This window comes from Sphingomonas canadensis, assembly GCF_026013525.1.
GTDB classification, from domain to species: domain Bacteria; phylum Pseudomonadota; class Alphaproteobacteria; order Sphingomonadales; family Sphingomonadaceae; genus Sphingomonas; species Sphingomonas canadensis.
The window spans coordinates 970,218-988,198 of the sequence record NZ_JAPDRA010000001.1; the positions used below are offsets into that span (position 1 = coordinate 970,218).

General features: G+C 70.5%; 18 protein-coding genes and 1 tRNA gene. 5 read left to right on the forward strand and 14 right to left on the reverse strand.

Annotation, left to right across the window (positions count from 1 at the left end):
* Positions 1-121 precede the first annotated feature (121 nt).
* The 3 genes from OM513_RS04690 to OM513_RS04700 all read right to left on the reverse strand — a co-directional run bounded on the left by OM513_RS04690 (position 122) and on the right by OM513_RS04700 (position 2,918).
* Positions 122-1,852 (reverse strand): SulP family inorganic anion transporter, encoded by a 1,731-nt coding sequence (locus tag OM513_RS04690; RefSeq protein WP_264942955.1) that lies wholly within the window; start codon positions 1,850-1,852, stop codon positions 122-124.
* Positions 1,849-2,106 (reverse strand): helix-turn-helix domain-containing protein, encoded by a 258-nt coding sequence (locus OM513_RS04695; protein ID WP_264942956.1) that lies wholly within the window; start codon positions 2,104-2,106, stop codon positions 1,849-1,851. The genes OM513_RS04690 and OM513_RS04695 overlap by 4 nt, the downstream gene beginning before the upstream one ends.
* Positions 2,107-2,252: 146 nt before the next feature.
* Positions 2,253-2,918 (reverse strand): DUF1275 domain-containing protein, encoded by a 666-nt coding sequence (locus OM513_RS04700; protein ID WP_264942957.1) that lies wholly within the window; start codon positions 2,916-2,918, stop codon positions 2,253-2,255.
* Between the two features lie 105 nt (positions 2,919-3,023).
* Here OM513_RS04700 and OM513_RS04705 point away from each other — a divergent pair, with 105 nt between their 5' ends.
* The 3 genes from OM513_RS04705 to OM513_RS04715 all read left to right on the forward strand — a co-directional run bounded on the left by OM513_RS04705 (position 3,024) and on the right by OM513_RS04715 (position 5,650).
* Positions 3,024-3,665 (forward strand): trimeric intracellular cation channel family protein, encoded by a 642-nt coding sequence (locus OM513_RS04705; RefSeq protein ID WP_264942958.1) that lies wholly within the window; start codon positions 3,024-3,026, stop codon positions 3,663-3,665.
* Between the two features lie 80 nt (positions 3,666-3,745).
* Positions 3,746-4,630 (forward strand): AraC family transcriptional regulator, encoded by an 885-nt coding sequence (locus tag OM513_RS04710; protein ID WP_264942959.1) that lies wholly within the window; start codon positions 3,746-3,748, stop codon positions 4,628-4,630.
* 87 nt (positions 4,631-4,717) lie between these two features.
* Positions 4,718-5,650, forward strand: a complete 933-nt coding sequence (locus OM513_RS04715) for an SRPBCC family protein (RefSeq protein ID WP_264942960.1) — start codon at positions 4,718-4,720, stop codon at positions 5,648-5,650.
* A gap of 45 nt (positions 5,651-5,695) precedes the next feature.
* Here OM513_RS04715 and OM513_RS04720 read toward each other — a convergent pair whose 3' ends face one another.
* The 3 genes from OM513_RS04720 to folK form a co-directional block, all read right to left on the reverse strand.
* Positions 5,696-7,795 carry a TonB-dependent receptor gene (locus OM513_RS04720; RefSeq protein WP_264942961.1) on the reverse strand — a complete coding sequence of 700 codons (2,100 nt, stop codon included), beginning with the start codon at positions 7,793-7,795 and terminating at the stop codon, positions 5,696-5,698.
* Between the two features lie 174 nt (positions 7,796-7,969).
* Positions 7,970-8,045: transfer RNA gene (locus tag OM513_RS04725), tRNA-Lys, on the reverse strand.
* 36 nt (positions 8,046-8,081) lie between these two features.
* Positions 8,082-8,582 (reverse strand): 2-amino-4-hydroxy-6-hydroxymethyldihydropteridine diphosphokinase, encoded by a 501-nt coding sequence (gene folK / locus OM513_RS04730; RefSeq protein ID WP_264942962.1) that lies wholly within the window; start codon positions 8,580-8,582, stop codon positions 8,082-8,084.
* Between the two features lie 23 nt (positions 8,583-8,605).
* Between folK and OM513_RS04735 the strand changes: the two genes are divergently transcribed.
* Positions 8,606-9,265: a uracil-DNA glycosylase gene (locus OM513_RS04735; protein ID WP_264942963.1), complete on the forward strand. Its 660-nt coding sequence runs from the start codon at positions 8,606-8,608 to the stop codon at positions 9,263-9,265.
* A 27-nt stretch (positions 9,266-9,292) separates the two neighbouring features.
* On the opposite strand, the gene OM513_RS04740 is transcribed toward OM513_RS04735, so the two are convergent.
* Positions 9,293-9,997 carry a VIT1/CCC1 transporter family protein gene (locus OM513_RS04740; RefSeq protein ID WP_380916223.1) on the reverse strand — a complete coding sequence of 235 codons (705 nt, stop codon included), beginning with the start codon at positions 9,995-9,997 and terminating at the stop codon, positions 9,293-9,295.
* Positions 9,998-10,095: 98 nt separating this feature from the next.
* On the opposite strand from OM513_RS04740, the gene OM513_RS04745 reads away from it, so the two are divergent.
* Entirely contained in the window at positions 10,096-10,569 is a 474-nt protein-coding gene (locus OM513_RS04745) for a DUF805 domain-containing protein (protein ID WP_264942965.1), read from the forward strand.
* Here the strand turns inward: OM513_RS04745 and OM513_RS04750 are convergent.
* The 7 genes from OM513_RS04750 to rpsD all read right to left on the reverse strand — a co-directional run bounded on the left by OM513_RS04750 (position 10,560) and on the right by rpsD (position 17,805).
* Entirely contained in the window at positions 10,560-11,216 is a 657-nt protein-coding gene (locus OM513_RS04750; RefSeq protein ID WP_264942966.1) for a sulfite oxidase-like oxidoreductase, read from the reverse strand. The two genes, OM513_RS04745 and OM513_RS04750, sit on opposite strands and share 10 nt — an antisense overlap.
* Before the next feature lie 152 nt (positions 11,217-11,368).
* Positions 11,369-11,524 (reverse strand): hypothetical protein, encoded by a 156-nt coding sequence (locus tag OM513_RS04755; RefSeq protein WP_264942967.1) that lies wholly within the window; start codon positions 11,522-11,524, stop codon positions 11,369-11,371.
* A 96-nt stretch (positions 11,525-11,620) separates the two neighbouring features.
* Positions 11,621-12,484, reverse strand: a complete 864-nt coding sequence (gene aguB, locus OM513_RS04760; protein ID WP_264942968.1) for an N-carbamoylputrescine amidase — start codon at positions 12,482-12,484, stop codon at positions 11,621-11,623.
* An 88-nt stretch (positions 12,485-12,572) separates the two neighbouring features.
* Complete coding sequence (locus OM513_RS04765; RefSeq protein ID WP_264942969.1) at positions 12,573-13,556, reverse strand: agmatine deiminase family protein; 984 nt, start codon at positions 13,554-13,556, stop codon at positions 12,573-12,575.
* A 76-nt stretch (positions 13,557-13,632) separates the two neighbouring features.
* Positions 13,633-15,276, reverse strand: a complete 1,644-nt coding sequence (locus OM513_RS04770; RefSeq protein WP_264942970.1) for a M28 family metallopeptidase — start codon at positions 15,274-15,276, stop codon at positions 13,633-13,635.
* 131 nt (positions 15,277-15,407) lie between these two features.
* Positions 15,408-17,045 (reverse strand): M28 family peptidase, encoded by a 1,638-nt coding sequence (locus OM513_RS04775; protein WP_264942971.1) that lies wholly within the window; start codon positions 17,043-17,045, stop codon positions 15,408-15,410.
* Between the two features lie 145 nt (positions 17,046-17,190).
* Positions 17,191-17,805, reverse strand: a complete 615-nt coding sequence (gene rpsD, locus OM513_RS04780) for a 30S ribosomal protein S4 (protein WP_264942972.1) — start codon at positions 17,803-17,805, stop codon at positions 17,191-17,193.
* Between the last annotated feature and the right edge of the window lie 176 nt (positions 17,806-17,981).

A 17,981-nucleotide genomic window follows, 5' to 3' on the forward strand; every position in this document is an offset into this window, starting at 1 on the left:
GTTCCCGCTCTACCGCTGCCGTTCGCGCTGTGCTGTTCCGGCTTCGCGTGATTCAAATAGCGGCGGACCAACACCGCCGCCCCGCATCCACCCAAGACATCGTTTAAGCAGAACGCCCGCCCTATCCGTCCCCGGCGTCGTCCGGGCGGGGCGCATCCCCCGCCAGCGCCGCGCGCGCCTCGGCCACGGCGTCTTCCAGCACGGGGCGGTAGCGCACCAGCGGCGGGCGGGCGCCATGGACGAACAGCAGGTGGCGCACCGCCGGCCGCGCGCCGGAGATATAGACCGGCGCCCCCTGCCGCTGCGCCCGCTTGGCGAAGCCCGCGATGCTCGCCGCCGCGCTCGAATCGGCCAGCGGCACGGCGGACAGATCGATCACATGCGCGCGCGGATGCTCGCCGATCCGGTCCAGCGCCGCGCCCACCGTTCCCGCCGCGCCGAAGAAGAAGGCGCCCGATATGCGATAGACCGCCACCGAAGCGTCGCCCGCCAGCGCGGGATCGAAGCCGTCGGTGCCGTCGCGATCGGCGCGGTCCTCGGCGATCAGCGGCAGCCCGGTCTCCACCTCCACCGATTGCGCCATGCGATGCAGGAACAGCAGCGTGCCCAGCGCGAACCCGGCCAATATGCCCTCGGTCAGATCGCGGAACACCACCAGCAGGAAGGTGACGAGCAGCACCAGCGCGTCCCCGCGCGACGCGCGCAGCAGGATCGCGAACTCATGCTTTTCCGCCATGTTCCAGGCGACCACCGCCAGCACGCCCGCCAGCGCCGCGAGCGGGATATAGCTGGCCAGCGGCGCCGCCAGCAGGATGAAGGCGAGCAGGAACAGGCTGTGCAGCATCCCCGCCACCGGCCCATGCGCGCCGGACCGCACGTTGGTGGCGGTGCGCGCGATCGTGCCGGTGACGCAGATGCCGCCGAACAGCGCGGAGCCCAGGTTGGCCACCCCCTGCGCCACCAGCTCGCAATTGGACCGGTGGCGCCGCCCGGTCATGCTGTCCGCCACCACCGCCGACAACAGGCTCTCGATCCCGCCCAGCAGCGCGAACGAGAGCGCAGCGGGCAGCAGCGCGGCGATCCGCGCGGGCGAAAGATCGGGCAGGGCGGGGCTGGGCAGCGATTGCGGGATGCCGCCGAAGCGCGTGCCGATGGTCTCCACCGGCAGATGGAGCAGCGCCGCCGCCACCGCCGCCAGCGCCACCGCGATCAGGAATCCCGGCCAGTGCGGGCGAAAGCGGCGGAGCAGCGCCACCAGCGCGATCACCCCTGCCGCTATGCTCGCCGCAACCGCGTTCAGGCTGGGCAGCGCGGCTACCAGCGCTTCCACCTTGGGCACGGTCGGCCCCGGTTCCGGCCCCGTCAGCGTCAGGCCCAGCAGGTCCTTGAACTGGCTGGTCAGGATGATCACGGCGATGCCGGCGGTGAAGCCCACCGTCACCGGATAGGGGATGTATTTGATATAGGTCCCCAGCCGCATCAGCCCCACCGCGATCAGGATCAGGCCGGAAAGGAAGGTCGCCAGGATCAGCCCGTCGACGCCATGCTGCGCCACCGTGGCGGCGACCAGCACGATGAAGGCGCCCGCCGGCCCGCCGATCTGGAAGCGGCTGCCGCCCAGCGCGGAGACCAGGAAGCCGCCGACGATCGCGGCATATAGCCCGCGATCGGGGCTCACCCCGGATGCGATCGCGATCGCCATCGACAGCGGCAGTGCGACGATCGCGACGGTCAGCCCCGCCACCGCGTCCGCGCGCAGATGGGCGGCGCGATAGCCCTCGCCCAGCACCGTCACCAGCTTGGGCGTGAACAGCTCCGCGAAGGCGGGGCGCCGGGCCGTGCGCGCGGTCATCGCGGCCGAGGCTCCTTCAGCCGCACTCCGCGCCCGCCGCCGGCGCTCGCCATTTCCTCGCCGATCAGCACCACGCCCGCGCGATCGAACGCCTCGATCACCTTGGTCAGCGTGTCGACCACGCCGCGCACATTGCCCTCGCTCGCCTCCATCCGCTGGATGGTGGGCAGCGACACGCCGGCCATCTCGGCCAACTGGCGCTGGTCGATCCCCAGCAGCGCGCGGGCGGCGCGCATCTGTCCGGCCGTGATCATGGAGATATCATCTATCACATAGCAACAGTGATGTACAGTACATCATTATTGCATGTCTGTACCCTATTCTGTCCGCGACAAGAAGGGCGCGCGGCGGGTGCCGTACAAGCGGCTCCGTCACGATCACCGGAATCGGAATGCCCTGTTCAGGGCTGGGCCGGGTGGTCCCCGGCGGCCGGGCGCGGCCTGCGCGTCGCCCCGGCATGGAGCCACAGCGCCGATAGCGCGGCCGCCAGCGCCGCCAGCCACAGGCTCGCCGGGCCGATCCCCGCCAGCGCGCCCGCGCCCAGCACGGCGCCGCCCGCGAAGGCGACCCACAGCAGCAGCGGGCGCGTCCAGCCCCAGCGCGGCGCGTCGCCCGCCAGCGCGCCTTCCAGCCGCTCGCCCAGCTCCACCAGCGCGCCGGTCAGCGATGCGCCCCCGAACGCCTCCGCCGCGGCGCGCCGCGCGGCCAGATGGCCCGCGCCCATCGCCGCCGCCATCGCCAGCGCCGCGATTCCATGTCCCGGCCCGCCATCGAGCAGCGCGGCCGCGCCGAGCAGCATCGCCACCGTGGCGGCGCCTGCCGGTGCCTTCCACGCCGGGCTGGCGCGCGAGATCACGCTGGCGACGATCACCCCGCTGACGAAGGCGAGCACCAGCGCAAGCGCCAGCGCGGCATTGCCCGCCAGCCCGCCGCCGATCCCTGTTCCCAGCCGGGTCGCGTTGCCGCTCATCGTTGCCGCGAAGAAGCCGCCGGTGCGCAGGAACGCCAGCGCGTCGACGAAGCCCGCCAGCGCGGCGAGACCCGCGGCGATCGCGGCCGGCGGCATGGCGCCGGGAAGGCCAGGGGACAGGCCAGGGGGCAAGGACGGCCGCTGCATGGCGCCGACCGTACCCAGTTTGACGGCGCACCCGCAAGCTGGAACAGAGCGCCCATGCCCGCCGAAGTCGCCTTCAATATCGGACCCATCCTGCCCTGGCTCGATCTGTTCGGCATCGCCGTGTTCGCCGCCACGGGCGTGCTGGCGGCGGCGCGGCGGCGCCAGACCTTCGTCACCGCCGCCTTCTTCGCGCTGGTCACGGGTGTGGGCGGCGGAACGCTGCGCGATCTGCTGATCGGGGCGCCGGTATTCTGGGTGCATGACGCGCGGGTGGCGGCGCTGTGCCTGGCGGTCGCGCTGGCGGTGTGGATCACGCCGGAGCGCTGGTGGAACGACCGGACGTTCGACTGGCTCGATGCCGCCGGGCTTGCCGCCTATGCCGCGTTCGGCGCGGCCAAGGCGCTGGGATATGGCGTGCCGCCGGTGCCGGCGATGGTGATGGGCGTGGTCACCGCCTGCGCGGGCGGGATCATCCGCGACATGCTGGCGGGCGAGCCGTCGATCCTGATGCGGCCGGAGCTTTACGTCACCGCTGCGGCGCTGGCCGCGGTGCTTCAGGTGGGGCTCACGCTGGCGGGGCTGCCGGTGCTCGCGGCGGGGATGATCGCGGTGGCGGCGGGCTTCGCGCTGCGCGCGGCGGCGATCGTCTGGCGGCTGGGCCTGCCCGCCTATCGCGGGGGAAAGCGGGGCGATTGATCCGGCGCCGCCAAGGAAAGCAACATCGGTCGAGCGGCCCGCGGCACGCTCCGGCTAGCTGGCGCGGCCACGGAGGAACGATGACCGAAGCCGCGATCGAACGCTACAAGGCCCGTCTGCGCCGGGTGCTGGATCATATCGACCGGCACCTGGACGGCGACCTGAGCCTTGCCGCGCTCAGCGATGTCGCGGCCTTTTCGCGCCATCATTTCCACCGGCAGTTCTCGGCGGCGCTGGGGATGCCCGTGCATCGCTATGTCCAGCTCGCCCGGATGAAGCGCGCGGCCTATCGCCTCGCCTTCGGCAAGAGCGGCAGCGTGACGGAGATCGCGCTGGAGGCCGGTTATGAAGCGCCCGAGGGCTTCGCCCGCGCCTTCCGCCGCCTGTTCGGGCAACTGCCGTCGGAATTCCGGAAGTCCCCCGGCGGGGAACCGTGGCTTGCGGCCTTCGCGCCGTTCAACCAGGCAAGGAGCAAGCTGATGACCCCCGAATATCATGCAGACCAGGTCGAGATCCGTGAGATGCCCGGCACCCCCGTCGCGGTGATGGAGCATCGCGGCGATCCCGCCCGGATCGGCGATACGATCCGGCGCTTCATCGCCTGGCGCCGTGGGGCCGGGCTGCCGCCGTCGCGCAGCGCGACCTTCACCGTCTTCCACGATGATCCGCGCACCACGCCGCCCGGGGAATGCCGGCTCGATCTGTGTGCCGCCACCGCCCGCGCGGTGGAGCCCAACGGCGATGGCGTGACGGCGGGGCTGATCCCCGGCGGGCGCTGCGCGGTGCTGCGCGTCACCGGGTCGAGCGACGATCTGGAGCCCGCCGCGCTGTTTCTCTACCGCGACTGGCTGCCCGCCAGCGGCGAGGAGCCGCGCGATTTCCCGCTCTATTGCCAGCGCGTCCGCTTCTTCCCCGACGTGCCCGAGCACGAGGCGGTGACCGACCTGTTCCTGCCGCTGCGCTGATCGCGCCGGCCGGCGGCGTGGAGCCGGGGATTGACTTGATTGAACGTTCAATCAAGTATCGCGCCGCCCGCTTCCGGAGATTCGCCGATGCGTATGTTCCCCGCCGCCGCTCTCGCCCTGATCGCCGTGCTGCCGCTTCGCGCGCCCCCGGCTGCCGCGCAGACCGTGACGGAGGCGGACGGCACGCGCACCATGGCGGTGGACGCGCTGATCCCCGCCGCGCCCGATGCGGTCTGGCAGGCGCTGGCGACGGCGGAGGGGTGGCGGAGCTGGGCGGTGCCCGCCGCCTGGTTCGTCGCGCCCGATCTGCTGGAGACCAGCTACGATCCCGCCGCGAAGCCCGGCGACGCGGGCAACATCCGCCAGCAGGTGGTGGCGCGGCTGCCGGGCCGCCTGATCGTGTTCCGCAACGTGAAGACCCCGCCGGGCTTCCCCCACGCGGCGGAGTTCGCCGGCGTCACCCAGTTCCTGGAGCTGGCGCCGGAGGGAGAGGGGACGCGCGTGCGGCTGACCGGCACGGGCTATCCGGCGGGCGCGGTGGGGGATGCGCTGCTCGGCTTCTTCGAGCCCGGCAACCGCATGACGCTGGATCTGCTCGCCGGGCGCTTCCGCCTCGCCCCGCTCGATTTCCTGGCGGGCCATTGCTGGGAGGGCGCGCTGCCCAACGGGGATCGCAACCGCCATTGCTTCGATCGCCAGCCCGGCAAGCTGCGCGACCGGCACCAGGTGTTCCGCCAGGGGGCGGAGGTCTATGGCGGCGAGACGATCTATGCCTGGGATGCGGCGGCCGGGGCGATCGGCTTCGTCTATTCGAGCGGCGGCAAGCAGGTGGGCCGGGGCCATGTCCGCGCGATCCCCGGCGGGCTCGATTTCGGCACCGCCGATTATGGCTCCGGCGACGGCAAGGTCACCATCGCCACGCGCTGGATGCGGGCGGGCGCGGGCGCCTATGACGCGGTGGATTCGGCTCCCGCCGCGCCCGCTTTCGATCGCACGACGCGCTATACGCGGGTGGAGTGAGCGGCGCCGCATCCCCGGCCGGAAGGCTCCGGCCGGGGCGCACGGTCAGATGCGCAGCCGCGCGGTGACGCGGATGTCGCGCCCGGCCAGCGGGGCATAGTCCTTCAGCACGCTGGCGTGGCGCCGCGCCTCGACGTCGAAGATGTTGTTGGCCGAAAGCGTGAAGGTGACATTGTCCTCCACCCCCTGCGGCGTCCAGGAGAGCGAGGCGTTGACCAGGGTGAAGCCCTTGGTCGGCGTCTCGGTGACGGAGATGCGGTCCTGCGCGAAGCTGCGCTCGGCCTCGACGCGCAGGTTGAGATGGTCGGACTGCGCCTCCAGCCCGCCCAGGATGCGCAGCGGCGGGATGCGCGGCGCCGGGCCCTGGCCGGTGATGGTGGCGCGGACGTAATCGGCCAGCGCATCGGCGTTGAAGGCGAATCCGCCCGCGCGGCCCAGCGTTACCGAAGCCTCGCCCTCCACGCCGAAATAGCGCGCGTCGGCCTGGGCGAACTGGAACACGGGCAGGTCGTCGATCACCGCGCCGGTCTGATAGTCGTAGATATAGCCGTTGAACCAGCTCTGGAACACCGAACCCTGGAAGCTCCAGCCCTCGCCCGATCCCTTGATCGTGCCCTCGACCGTCCAGCTCTTCTCCATGCCGAAGCCCGGGTTGCCGATTTCATAGGCGGCGGTGCCGGCGTGCGGGCCGTTGGCATAGAGTTCCTCGGCCGAGGGCGCGCGCGCGGTGCGGGAGACGTTGATGCCCACGCGCAGCCGGTCCGCCAGTCCATAGCTCGCGCCCGCGGAGGCGGAGACGGCGGTGAAGCTGCGGCGCATGTCCGGGTTGCCCAGGTCCGCGTCGGCGAAGGCGGTGGCGATGCTGTGCTCCACGCGCGCGCCTGCCTCGGCCTTCAGCGCGCCCAGATCGAGCGACTGGAGCGTGAACAGGCCATATTGCTGCGTGCGGTTCTTCGGCAAGAATTTCTCGTCGCCGTCGATGTTCAGGTCGCGCAGGAAGAACTGCCCGCCGACCGCGCCCAGCCAGGCGCCGCGCTCGGCCTGCACCAGCTCCAGCCGGCCCTCATAGCCCTGGTTGTAGAAGGTGGTGCCGATGGCGCCGGTATCCTCGATCTCGCTGTGCTGATAATCGGCCGCGCCCAGCCGCAGGCGGATCTTGTCGATGAAGCCGCCGGTCTCCACCTCGCCGCGCATGTCGAAGCGGTCCTGCTTCACATGGATGCGTACCGCCTCCGCCTCGATCGCGGGATCGAGCGAGTAGCGGACCGGCACGCCATAGAGATTGTCGTAATGGCTGTAGGAGAAGCCGACGTTGCCCCGGTCGGTGATCACCGCCGCGCCGGCCGCCACGTCCCAGGTGCGGGCGCCCGAATTGGGCAGCTTTCCCTTCAGGTCCGCCAGCTCCGCGATCTCCGGATCGCCGCTCGCCGCCGCCGCGGCGCGCAGCGCTGGGGTCAGGATATAGCCGCCGGTGCGCAGGTCGCCGGTCTTGCTCCAGCTCGCGTCGGTGTGCAGCACCAGCTTGCCCGCCACGGGCAGGTCGATCGCGCCGCCCGCCGCGCGCTCGTTGGCCGCACTGCCATAGGTGAACAGCGAATCGGCATGCACCAGCTCTTCGGGCACCGATCGCGGGATGCGGCTGTCGAACACATTGACCACGCCGCCCGCGGCCGACGAGCCGAACAGCAACGCCGCCGGCCCGCGCAGCACCTCGATCCGCTCGGCGGTCAGCGGGTTGATCACCACGGCATGGTCGGCGGAGGTGTTGGATGCGTCGAAGCTGCCGATGCCGTCGGTCAGGATGCGCACGCGCTCGCCCTGCATGCCGCGCAGCACGGGGCGCGATGCGTTGGGGCCGAACGAGGTGGCGGAAACGCCCGGCTGCGATGCAAGCGTCTCGCCGATCGTCGGCGCCAGGTTGCGGGTCAGCTCCTCGCCGGTGACGACGGAGGTGCCCGACAGCACGTCCGCCTGGCTGCGCACCACCAGCCCGGTGACGACGATCTCGGGCTGCGGCTCGTCATGCGCCTGCGCGGCGGGGGTGTCGGCTGCGGGAGCGGCCGGGGCTTCGCCATCGGCGGGCGCGGCAAGCGCGGCGGCGGGCACGAGAAACGCGGCGGAGGCAAGCAACAGGCTACGGATCATGCGGCGAAAACCCCTGGAGAAAGAACGCGGATCATTTGCGGAGCCGCGCGAAGCGACTCCATGCCGCGGTGCAATAACGGTGATGATATAAAGTATCAAGTCCCGCGTGCCGTTTCCCTCGCACGGGCAAGCGCAGCGATGCGCCCGGCGGCCGTATCGGTGGAGGGAGGGGAATGGTGAGCCCTGCTGGATTCGAACCAGCGACCTACTGATTAAAAGTCAGTTGCTCTACCGACTGAGCTAAGGGCCCGCCCGGGCCTGCACCTAGGCGTGGCGGCGCGGCGGGTCAACGGGCTGGCCGGGGACGGCGCAGCCGGGCCGCGAGCTGGCGCACGCTCAGCCCGCTCACCGGATCGCGCCAGTCCGGCGCGATCGCCGCCAGCGGATCGAGCACGAAGCGCCGCTCGCGGAAGGCCGTGTGCGGCACGATCAGCCCGTGCCCGGCCCCGCCGCGCCTCCCATCGCCCGCCCAGGTGCCGCCCGACCACAGGATGATGTCCAGGTCGATCGTCCGCGCGCCCCAGCGCTGGCCGGGCCGCCGCCCGAAATCGCGTTCGATCCGCTTCAGCCGCCGGAGCAGCGCAGGGGGCGTCTCGTCGCTCGCGATGATCGCGGCGGCATTGGCGAAGCGGCGGATCGACGGGCCGATCGGCGCGGTGCGGATCACCGGAGACGCCGCGATCACCCCGCCCAGCGCCGCCAGCGCGGCCGCCAGCATCCGCTCGGGCGGCCCGTGGCGGCCGGGGCGGTTCGATCCCAGCGCGATGGCATAGCTTGTCGTCGGCACGTGCAACCGCCTATCGGGCGCGGATGGACGCGCCAAGCCCCCCGATGCCGCTCGCCGATACGGAGCCGCCGCGCGATTGCCCGCGCTGCCCCCGGCTGGCCGGCCTGCGCGATGCGTTGCGCGCGGAACAGCCCGATTGGTGGAACGCGCCCGTGCCCGCCTGGGGCGATTCCGGCGCCTGGCTGGCGGTCGTCGGCCTCGCGCCCGGGCGCACGGGGGCCAACCGGACGGGGCGGCCCTTCACCGGCGATGGATCGGGGGCGATGCTGTTCGATGCGCTCGCGCGCCACGGCCTAGCGCAGGGGGTCTATGGCGGCGATCCGGGCGACGGGCTGCGGCTGGAGGGCGCGATGATCCTCAACGCGGTCAAATGCCTGCCCCCCGGCAACCGCCCGGTGCCGGAGGAAATCCGCGCCTGCCGCCCGTTCCTGGAGGATCAGCTCGCCGCGCTGCCGGGGCTGCGCGTGGTGATCGCGCTCGGCCAGATCGCGCACCAGTCGGCGGTGAAGGCGCTGGGCGGCAAGCTGCCCAAGGCGCGCTTCGCCCATCTGGCGGAACATCGCATGCCATCGGGTATGCGGCTGATCGACAGCTACCATTGCTCGCGGCTCAACCAGAACACCGGGCGGCTGACGCCGGAGATGTTCGATCAGGTGTTCGTCCGCGCGCTGGCGCTGCGCTGAGGTGCCACGCCCGGCGGGGTGCCGCCGCTATCCCACGGCCGTGCCGAACAGCTTGCCCACGCCCGCCGTCACCGCCATCGCCACCGCGCCCCAGAAGGTGACGCGCAGCACCGCCGGGCCGATGCGCGCGCCGCCCGCCCGCGCGCCCACCGCGCCCAGCACGCCCAGGCACAGCAGCGACGCCGCGAATACCCCGGGCACCACCAGCGACGCGGGCGCCAGCAGCGCCACCAGCAGCGGCACCGCCGCGCCCGCGGAGAAGGTCGCCGCCGATGCCACCGCCGCCTGCAGCGGCCGCGCCGTGGTCACCTCCGATATGCCCAGCTCGTCGCGGGCATGCGCGCCCAGCGCGTCGCGCGCCATCATCTGCTGCGCCACCTGCCGCGCCAGCGCTTCCTCCACGCCGCGCGCGACATAGATCTGGGTCAACTCCTCCAGCTCGGCGTCGGGCTCGGTGCGCAGCTCCTCGGTCTCGCGCGCCAGATCGGCGTTCTCGGTGTCCGATTGCGAGCTGACCGACACGAACTCGCCCGCCGCCATCGAAAGCGCGCCCGCCAGCAGCCCCGCGACGCCCGCCAGCAGGATCGCCTGCCGCCCCGGTTCCGCCGCCGCCACGCCCACCAGCAGGCTGGCGGTGGACACGATCCCGTCGTTGGCGCCCAGCACGGCGGCGCGCAGCCAGCCGATCCGGGTAACCCGGTGCCGTTCGGAATGTTTGCTCACCGCGCGCATCGCCGTCCCCCTTTGATTCCTTCCGTCGCCGCATGCCTCTTGGGCCGGGCGGTGGCTTGTGGGATGGATAGCCCGGGAATCGGGCGGGGGGAACGGCGATGGCGGCAGACTTGCGATGGGGCGATGTGCGCGGCGGAACGATGCCGGGCGGGCGCGAGCTATGGCGCCGGGTGCGCGGGACGTTCAGCTTCCGCGGCCGCGCCTGCCGCCGCCAGTATCTTGAGATGCTGCTGTGGAGCTGGGTGATCGTCCTTGCCGCGATGCTTCCGGCCGATCTGCTGCGCGGCAAGAGCGGCCCTTTGTTCGGCCCGGGCGATAGCGTGCCGTTGACCGTCCTCTCCGCGGCGGGCGTGATCCTGATCATCCCGGTGTTGATCGCCTTGCTCGCCACGGCCGTGCGGCGGCTGCACGATCAGGACTCGGGAGCGCATGGGCTGTTCCTGCTGTTCCTGCCCGTGGTTGGCGGGATGGCGCTGTTCTGCTGGCTGATGTTCAGCGGCAATCCGGGCGAGAACGCATATGGCCCCGATCCGCGCTATCGCCCGCGCGTGCCGGGTGCCGATCAGCCATAGCGTTCCTCGGCCCATGGGTCGCCGCGCATATGATATCCGTTGACCTCCCAGAACCCGGGCCGGTCGGCGCCCAGCAGTTCGATCGCGGCGATCCACTTGGCGCTCTTCCAGAAATAGAGGTGGGGGATCACCAGCCGCGCCGGCCCGCCATGCTCGCGCGTCAGCGGCTTGCCAGCCCAGCCATGGACGATCATCGCGTCCTCCGCCGCGAAATCGCTGAGCAGCACGTTGGTGGTGTACCCGTCATAGCCGTGCAGCATCACCGCCGCCGCCTCGTCGCGCGGGTGGACCAGCTCCAGCAGGTCGCGCGTGCGCACCCCCAGCCATTCGTTGTCGTAGCGCGACCAGGTGGTGACGCAGTGGATGTCGCTCGTCGCCCGCGTCTGCGGCAGCGCCTGGAAGGCCGCCCAGTCCAGCGTCAGCGGCCGTTCGACCAGACCCTTCACCTCCAGCCGCCAGCGATCGGTGGAAACGTCCGGCTGGCGCCCCAGGTCGAGCACGGGCCAGTCCTTCACAAGATGCTGGCCGGGGGGCAGCCGCTCGCTCCCGGGTCGCGCGATCCGGCCGGTCAGGAACTTGCCCTCGCTCGCCCATCGCTGCTTGGAGCGGGTGAGCTTGCTGGCTTCGGGAATCTCGGGATCGTCCATGGCGCGCTCCGCATCGGATCGCGGCGATCCTATGGCCTGATTCGCATTCGTGGAAGCGGCGCCGGCCCGCACCCCCACCCGGCCACCCGCAAGATACTGCCGATGGGTGGCCGGGCGGAGGAGCGGGCCGGCGCCGCCTGAACAGGCCGGCCTTAATGGATATCGCGCGGGTCGATGCCTTCCACGGCGCGCTGCTCGAATATCTCGGCGAGCTTCAGATGCGCCTCGCGCGTCTTCGCGGTGCGCGCGCGGGCGGCCTTCTCACGCTCTTCCTGAGCGCGTCGCAGATTATATTCCGGTGAGAGCATGCGGCGGGCCATGCGCGCATTGTCGCACCAATCCATTCCGGAGATACTACGAGATTGTCCCGAGGGGAGGCCAGGAACGGGACGCCCCGGCGGCGCTCAGATATCCTGCACCAGCCGCCCGTACAGCTCCGGCCGGCGATCGCGGAAGAAGCCGAAGGCGGCGCGGTGGCGCTTCACCCGGGCGATGTCGATCGCGGCGGTGATCACGCCCTCTTCCTCGCGGTCCAGCTCGGCCAGGATGTCGCCGCGCTCGTCGGCGATGAAGCTGGTGCCGTAGAAGGTCTGGCCCAGTCCGTTCTCGCCGCCTTCCGTTCCCACGCGGTTCGCCGCGATCACGGGCACCACGTTGGAAACCGCATGGCCGATCATCGCGCGGCGCCACAGCCGGGCGGTGTCCAGGCTCTGGTCGTGCGGCTCGTTGCCGATCGCGGTGGGGAAGAACAGCAGCTCGGCGCCCATCAGCATCATCGCCCGCGCCGTTTCGGGATACCATTGGTCCCAGCAGATGCCGACGCCGATTTTCGCCCCCGGGCCGTTCCACACCTTGAACCCCGTATTGCCGGGCCGGAAATAGAATTTCTCCTCATATCCGGGGCCATCGGGGATGTGGCTCTTGCGATAGATGCCCTCGATCGCGCCGTCCGGGCCGATCATCGCCAGGCTGTTGTAATGGTGCGGTCCGTCCGCCTCGAAGAAGCTGGTGGGGATGTGGATCGCCAGCTCGGCGGCCAGCGCCTGCATCGCCTTCACCGCCTTGTGCTCGGCGGCGGGCTTCGCGTTGGCGAACAGCCCCTCGTCTTCGACGCGGCAGAAATACTCGCCCTCGAACAGCTCGGGCGGCAGCACCACCTGGGCGCCGCGCCCGGCCGCCTCGCGCACCATTTCGGTCACGCGCGCGATGTTCGCGTCGATGTCATCGGTGAAGGCGAGCTGGAGCGCTCCGACGGTGATCTGGGTCATGGCGCGCGACATAATGCGCTTTGCCCGGTTTCGCACCCCCCGCGCGCCGGCCGCGTCCTCCTCCCCGGCGGGAGGAGGCGCGGATGCGTCAGATCCGCGGGATCTGCTGGCTGATGCAGTGCAGGCTGCCGCCGCCGGTCAGCACATGATCGGCGCGGATGCCGGTCACGGCGCGGCCGGGGAACAGCTTCTCCAGCGCGGCGATGGCGGCGGCGTCGTTGGCCTGGCCATATTGCGGCACCACCACCGCGGCGTTGCCGATATAGAAGTTCATGTAGCTCGCGGGCACGATCTCCTCCTCCTCGTCGAGCACGCGGCCCGGCGAGGGGAAGCGGACCACCTCCACGCCCGCTCGCGCGGCGCGGGTCGCGGCGTCCTGGTACACGCGCCAGTTGGGGTCGTTGTCGGTCGCCTCCGGGATCAGCAGCCGGTTCGGCCCGATGAAGCGCGCCAGATTGTCGACATGCCCGTCGGTGTGATCATGGAGCAGCCCGTCGCCCAGCCACAGCACCTGGCGATACCCCAGGTCCTGGTGCAGCAGCCGCTCGATCTCGGACATCGACAGGCCCGGATTGCGGTTGCGGTTCATCAGGCATTGCTCGGTGGTCACCACCAGCCCGGTGCCGTCGCCGTCGATCGCGCCGCCTTCCAGCACCCATCCGTGCGTCTCGACCGGGATATGCTCGCGCCGGGCCAGCCGCTCGCCGATGTCGTCGTCGCCGTCCAGCGCATATTTGCCGCCCCAGCCGTTGAAGCCGAAGTCGTGCGCGCGGCCGTCGCCGCCGATGATCGCGGCGGTATCGCGCAGCCAGATGTCGCCGAAGGGCTCGATCACGATGCGCGCCACGTCGCCCGCCTGGCGCCGTGCCGCCTCGCCGGCCTCCTTGTCGGCGGCGACCAGGATCACCTTTTCGCCCTTGCCGCCGGCATGGACGGCATGGGCGAACATCGCCACCTCTGCGCGCGCGGGGGCCAGGTCTTCGAGCCACAGCTCGGCATGGCTCGGAAAGCCGATCCACACCGCGTCGTGCGGCGCCCATTCGGGCGGGGGAGGGGGAAGCGTCTGCGTCATGCCGCGCGCTCTAGCAATTCCTCCCCCCGAACGGGAGGGGGCCCGAACGGTGGGAGGAATCCTGCTGCCCGGCGGGTTATTTCCCCGCCCGGCTATCGTCGCGGATCTTGCGGAACTCGGCGTCCTTGTACCAGTTGGGCCATGCGCCGCCGTCGGCAAGCTGGCGGCCGAGCTGGTAGAAGATCGTCAGGTCCTGAATCGCGCCGTCCCAGTTCCACTTGGGATCATATTCGTCCTGCGGCTTGTGATAGCGGTTCTCGACATAATCGTCGGACGCCTTCTTTCCGGCCTCCTTGCCGCCGTTCACCAGGTCCTCGCCGCTCTCGCCATAGAACATCGGCACGCCCAGCTTGGCGAAGCTGAAATGATCGGACCGATAATAATAGCCCTTCTCGGGCGTCGGCTCGGGAACCACGGTGCGCCCCTGCGCCGCCACCAGCGGCTTCACCAAATCCTCCAGCTCGGACTTGCCGACGCCGATGAACACGAAATCCTTGGCCGGGCCGACCAGGTTCACGCCGTCCATGTTCACCCCGCCCACCGTCTGGGCCAGCGGGAACACCGGGTTCTCGGCATAATATTTCGATCCCAGCAGCCCCGATTCCTCGGCGGTGACGGCCAGGAACACCAGCGTGCGCTTCGCCGGCCCCGCCTTCACCTGCGCCTCCGCCAGCGCGATCAGCGCGGCGGTGCCCGATGCGTTGTCCAGCGCGCCGTTGCAGATATCGTCGCCGTTCACCGCGTCGCAGCGGCCCAGATGGTCCCAATGCGCCGAATAGAGCACATATTCGTCGGGCTTCTCGCTGCCCGGCAGGATGCCGATCACGTTCTTGGAAGCCTGGCGGCGGATGTCGTTTTCGAAGCTGACATTGGCCTTCATCCCGGTGAAGGGCACCGCCTTGAAGCCCTTGTGCTTCGCCGCCTCCACCAGCTTGGCGTAATCCTGGCCCGCGCTGGCGAACAGCGCCTTGGCGGCGTCCTGCTGGATCCATCCGATCGCCTTGGACTGGTCCATATGGTCGCCCGGCGTATCCTGTTCGAGCTGCGGCCCGGTCCAGCTCGACTGGACGACGCCCCAGCCATAGGCGGCGGGTTCGGTATCATGGACGATCAGCGCGGCGGCGGCGCCCTGGCGCGCGGCCTCCTCGTACTTGTAGGTCCAGCGGCCGTAATAGGTCATCGCCCGGCCGCCGAAATCGCCCTTCAGCTCCATCGTCTGCCAGTCGGGATCGTTGATCAGGATGACCACCGTCTTCCCCTTCACGTCCACCCCGGCATAATCGTCCCACCCGCGCTCGGGCGCGTGGATGCCGTATCCGACGAACACGACGTCGCTGTCCTTCACCTCCTGCTTGGGCACCACCTGATAGGTGCCCAGCACCATGTCGGAACGATAGGTCAGGCTGATCGGCGTCTTGCCGCCGGTGAAGGTCAGCGGGCTGACGTTCTTCGCGGTCATCTCGACCAGCGGAACGTCCTGGAACCAGCTCCCCTTGTTGCCGGGCTGCAGCCCCGCCGCCTTCATCCGCTCGACCAGATAGTCGAGCGTCTTCTTCTCGCCCTCGCTCGCGGGGGCACGGCCCTCGAACTCGTCGGACGACAGTTTCTCGGTGACCTGCTTCAGCGTGTCGACCGATATCGCGGGCGCGCTGTTGTCCTTGGTGCAGGCGGCGGTGCCCGCCAGCAGCGCCGCGGCGGCGGCGATCATGGGAAGTCGCATGGCTGTTCCTTAAAGCCTTGGATGGCGCAGGTTCTGGCAGCGCCCGCGCGCCGGGGCAAGCGGCCCGGCGGGCGGGCGGCACGCTCGGGCGGGGGGCGCTTCCCCGGCGCAGGCCAGCCGGATCGCGCGCCCTATCGCCCCTTCCGGCTCTCTTCGCGGATCGCGCGGAATTCGGCGCCCGGCTTCCATTCGGGCCACATCGTGCCGTCCGCCAGCAGCCGTCCCAGCCGGTAATGGATCTCCAGGTCCTGCACCGCGCCGGCCCAGTCCCAGCCGGGGTCATATTCGTCGCCCGGCCTGTGATAGCGGCTGGCGGCATAGCCCCCCACCGCCAGCATCCCCGCCTCGCGCCCGCCGTCGGCCATGTCCTCGCCCATCAGCGGGTAGAGCATCGGCACGCCCATCCGCGCCAGGCTGAAATGGTCGGAGCGGTAATAGAGCCCGGCGCCCGGCGCGCTGTCCGCCGCCATCTCGCGCCCTTGCGCCGCCACCAGCGGGCCGACCAGCGCGTCCAGCTCCGACAGCCCCGGCCCGGCCAGCATGAAATCGCGCGTCGCGCCATATACGGCCAGCGTGTCCAGGTTCACCCCGCCCGCCGTGTCCGCCAGCGGGATGGCCGGGTGCGCGGCATAATAGCGCGATCCGATCAGCCCCGCCTCCTCTCCGGTGGTGGCGGCGAAGATGATGCTGCGCTTCGCCGGCCCCGCCTTCGCCTGCGTCTCGGCCAGCGCGACCAGCCCGGCGGTGCCCGCGGCATTGTCGATCGCGCCGTTGCAGATGGTGTCGTCCAGCTCCGCCTCGCACCGGCCCAGATGGTCCCAATGCGCCATGTAGAGCACGGCCTCGCCCGGCCGCTCGCTGCCCGGCAGCATGCCGATCACGTTGCGTGAGGAAAAGCGCCGCACGCGATTGTCGAAGCGCAGCGAGGCCTTCAGCCCCAGCGGCGCGGCGCGGAATCCGGCCTGCCCGGCGGCGACGGTCAGCGCGGTCAGGTCCTTGCCCGCGGCGGCGGCCAGCTTCTGCGCGGCCTCCTGCGTGATCCAGCCGGTGACGGGGGGCATCGCGCCGTCGGCGCCCTCCCACCCCGGCGAGCCCTGGGGCCGCGACCAGGTGGAGCGCACCACGTCCCAGTCATATCCGGCCGAGAACAGGTCGTGGACCAGGATCGCCGCCGCCGCGCCCTGCCGCGCCGCCTCCTCGAACTTGTAGGTCCAGCGGCCGTAATAGGTCATCGCCGCGCCGCCGAACGGCCCGTCGCGGCCGCCGCTCATCCAGTCGGGGTCGTTGACCAGGATCAGCACGGTCTTTCCGCGCACGTCGATCCCGGCATAGTCGTTCCAACCCCGTTCGGGCGCGACGATGCCGTATCCGGCGAAGACGACCTCGCTGTCCTTCAGCGCGATTCGCGGCGCGGTGCCGAAGCTGTTGGCCACCATCTCCGCGCCCGGCGAAAGCGCGAGCGATCCGCCTTTTTTCGTCAACTTCAACGCCGACATGTTCCGCGCCGATGTTTCCACCATCGGCACCTGTTGAACCCATTCCCCGGCCCATCCGGGCTGCAAGCCCGCGGCGCGGAAGCGCTCGATCAGATAGGCGACGCTCTTCTCCTCACCCGCCGTGCCCGGCGCGCGCCCCTCGAATGCGTCGGACGCCAGCGTCTCGGTGACCTGCCTCAGCGTGGCTTCGGCGATGGGGGAGGCGGTCTGCGCACCCGCCGGCATCGCAGCGGCCAGCAGCGCCACGGCAGCGGCAATCAGGGGTTTCAGCATAGGCCTCCTCGCGTCTCCTCGCGCCAGACTGGCAGGTGTAGCGGCACCGGGCAACGGCTCCGCGGGCGCGTCTGCCAGGCGCCGAAACGAAGAAGGGCGGCCCCGCGGGACCGCCCTTCGTCCGTTCCGTCGCCGGAAGCCGGGATCAGCGCGAGTAGAACTCGACGACCAGGTTCGGCTCCATCTTCACCGGATAGGGAACCTCGTCCAGCGTGGGCACGCGGGTGAAGGTCACCTTGCTGGCGCCGTCGGGCGTCACATATTCGGGGATATCGCGCTCGGCCAGGCTCTGCGCCTCCATCACCAGCGCCATCTCCTGCGCCTTCTGGCTCAGGCTGATTTCCTGGCCCGGCTTGATGCGGCGCGAACCGATGTTGCACTTCTCGCCATCGACGCGGACGTGGCCGTGGTTGACGAGCTGGCGGGCCGCGAAGATCGTCGGCGCGAACTTGGCGCGATAGACGATCATGTCCAGCCGCTGCTCGAGCAGGCCGATGAGGTTCTGCGACGTATCGCCCTTCATCTTCGAGGCGTCCTCATACGCCTTCTTGAACTGCTTCTCGGTGACGTCGCCGTAATAGCCCTTCAGCTTCTGCTTGGCGCGGAGCTGGAGGCCGAAGTCCGACATCTTGCCCTTGCGGCGCTGGCCGTGCTGACCGGGGCCGTATTCGCGCTTGTTGACCGGGCTCTTCGGGCGACCCCAGATGTTCTCGCCCATCCGGCGGTCGAGCTTGTACTTGGCGCTGGAGCGCTTCGACATTTGAAATCCTTCACACAATTGCCAATAACGTTGACCCGGAGGCTGGAAGCCGCCTGATCGCGTTTCCGGTATCGCCTGCTCTCGCATGGAGATGCAGGGCCGCCGCTTCACCGGAGTGCGGGGCCGATTGCGAAGGCGCGCGCCTAGCGGCGCAGGGGCGCAGAGTCAAGCTGCTG

Bases quoted from the DNA above. Each gene is read 5' to 3' on its own strand.
- OM513_RS04690 (WP_264942955.1), bottom strand. From the start codon at position 1,852: ATGACCGCGCGCACGGCCCGGCGCCCCGCCTTCGCGGAGCTGTTCACG.
- OM513_RS04695 (WP_264942956.1), bottom strand. From the start codon at position 2,106: ATGATCACGGCCGGACAGATGCGCGCCGCCCGCGCGCTGCTGGGGATC.
- OM513_RS04700 (WP_264942957.1), bottom strand. From the start codon at position 2,918: ATGCCGCCGGCCGCGATCGCCGCGGGTCTCGCCGCGCTGGCGGGCTTC.
- OM513_RS04705 (WP_264942958.1), top strand. From the start codon at position 3,024: ATGCCCGCCGAAGTCGCCTTCAATATCGGACCCATCCTGCCCTGGCTC.
- OM513_RS04710 (WP_264942959.1), top strand. From the start codon at position 3,746: ATGACCGAAGCCGCGATCGAACGCTACAAGGCCCGTCTGCGCCGGGTG.
- OM513_RS04715 (WP_264942960.1), top strand. From the start codon at position 4,718: ATGCGTATGTTCCCCGCCGCCGCTCTCGCCCTGATCGCCGTGCTGCCG.
- OM513_RS04720 (WP_264942961.1), bottom strand. From the start codon at position 7,795: ATGATCCGTAGCCTGTTGCTTGCCTCCGCCGCGTTTCTCGTGCCCGCC.
- OM513_RS04735 (WP_264942963.1), top strand. From the start codon at position 8,606: ATGGACGCGCCAAGCCCCCCGATGCCGCTCGCCGATACGGAGCCGCCG.
- OM513_RS04740 (WP_380916223.1), bottom strand. From the start codon at position 9,997: ATGCGCGCGGTGAGCAAACATTCCGAACGGCACCGGGTTACCCGGATC.
- OM513_RS04745 (WP_264942965.1), top strand. From the start codon at position 10,096: ATGGCGGCAGACTTGCGATGGGGCGATGTGCGCGGCGGAACGATGCCG.
- OM513_RS04750 (WP_264942966.1), bottom strand. From the start codon at position 11,216: ATGGACGATCCCGAGATTCCCGAAGCCAGCAAGCTCACCCGCTCCAAG.
- OM513_RS04755 (WP_264942967.1), bottom strand. From the start codon at position 11,524: ATGCTCTCACCGGAATATAATCTGCGACGCGCTCAGGAAGAGCGTGAG.
- aguB (WP_264942968.1), bottom strand. From the start codon at position 12,484: ATGACCCAGATCACCGTCGGAGCGCTCCAGCTCGCCTTCACCGATGAC.
- OM513_RS04765 (WP_264942969.1), bottom strand. From the start codon at position 13,556: ATGACGCAGACGCTTCCCCCTCCCCCGCCCGAATGGGCGCCGCACGAC.
- OM513_RS04770 (WP_264942970.1), bottom strand. From the start codon at position 15,276: ATGCGACTTCCCATGATCGCCGCCGCCGCGGCGCTGCTGGCGGGCACC.
- OM513_RS04775 (WP_264942971.1), bottom strand. From the start codon at position 17,045: ATGCTGAAACCCCTGATTGCCGCTGCCGTGGCGCTGCTGGCCGCTGCG.
- rpsD (WP_264942972.1), bottom strand. From the start codon at position 17,805: ATGTCGAAGCGCTCCAGCGCCAAGTACAAGCTCGACCGCCGGATGGGC.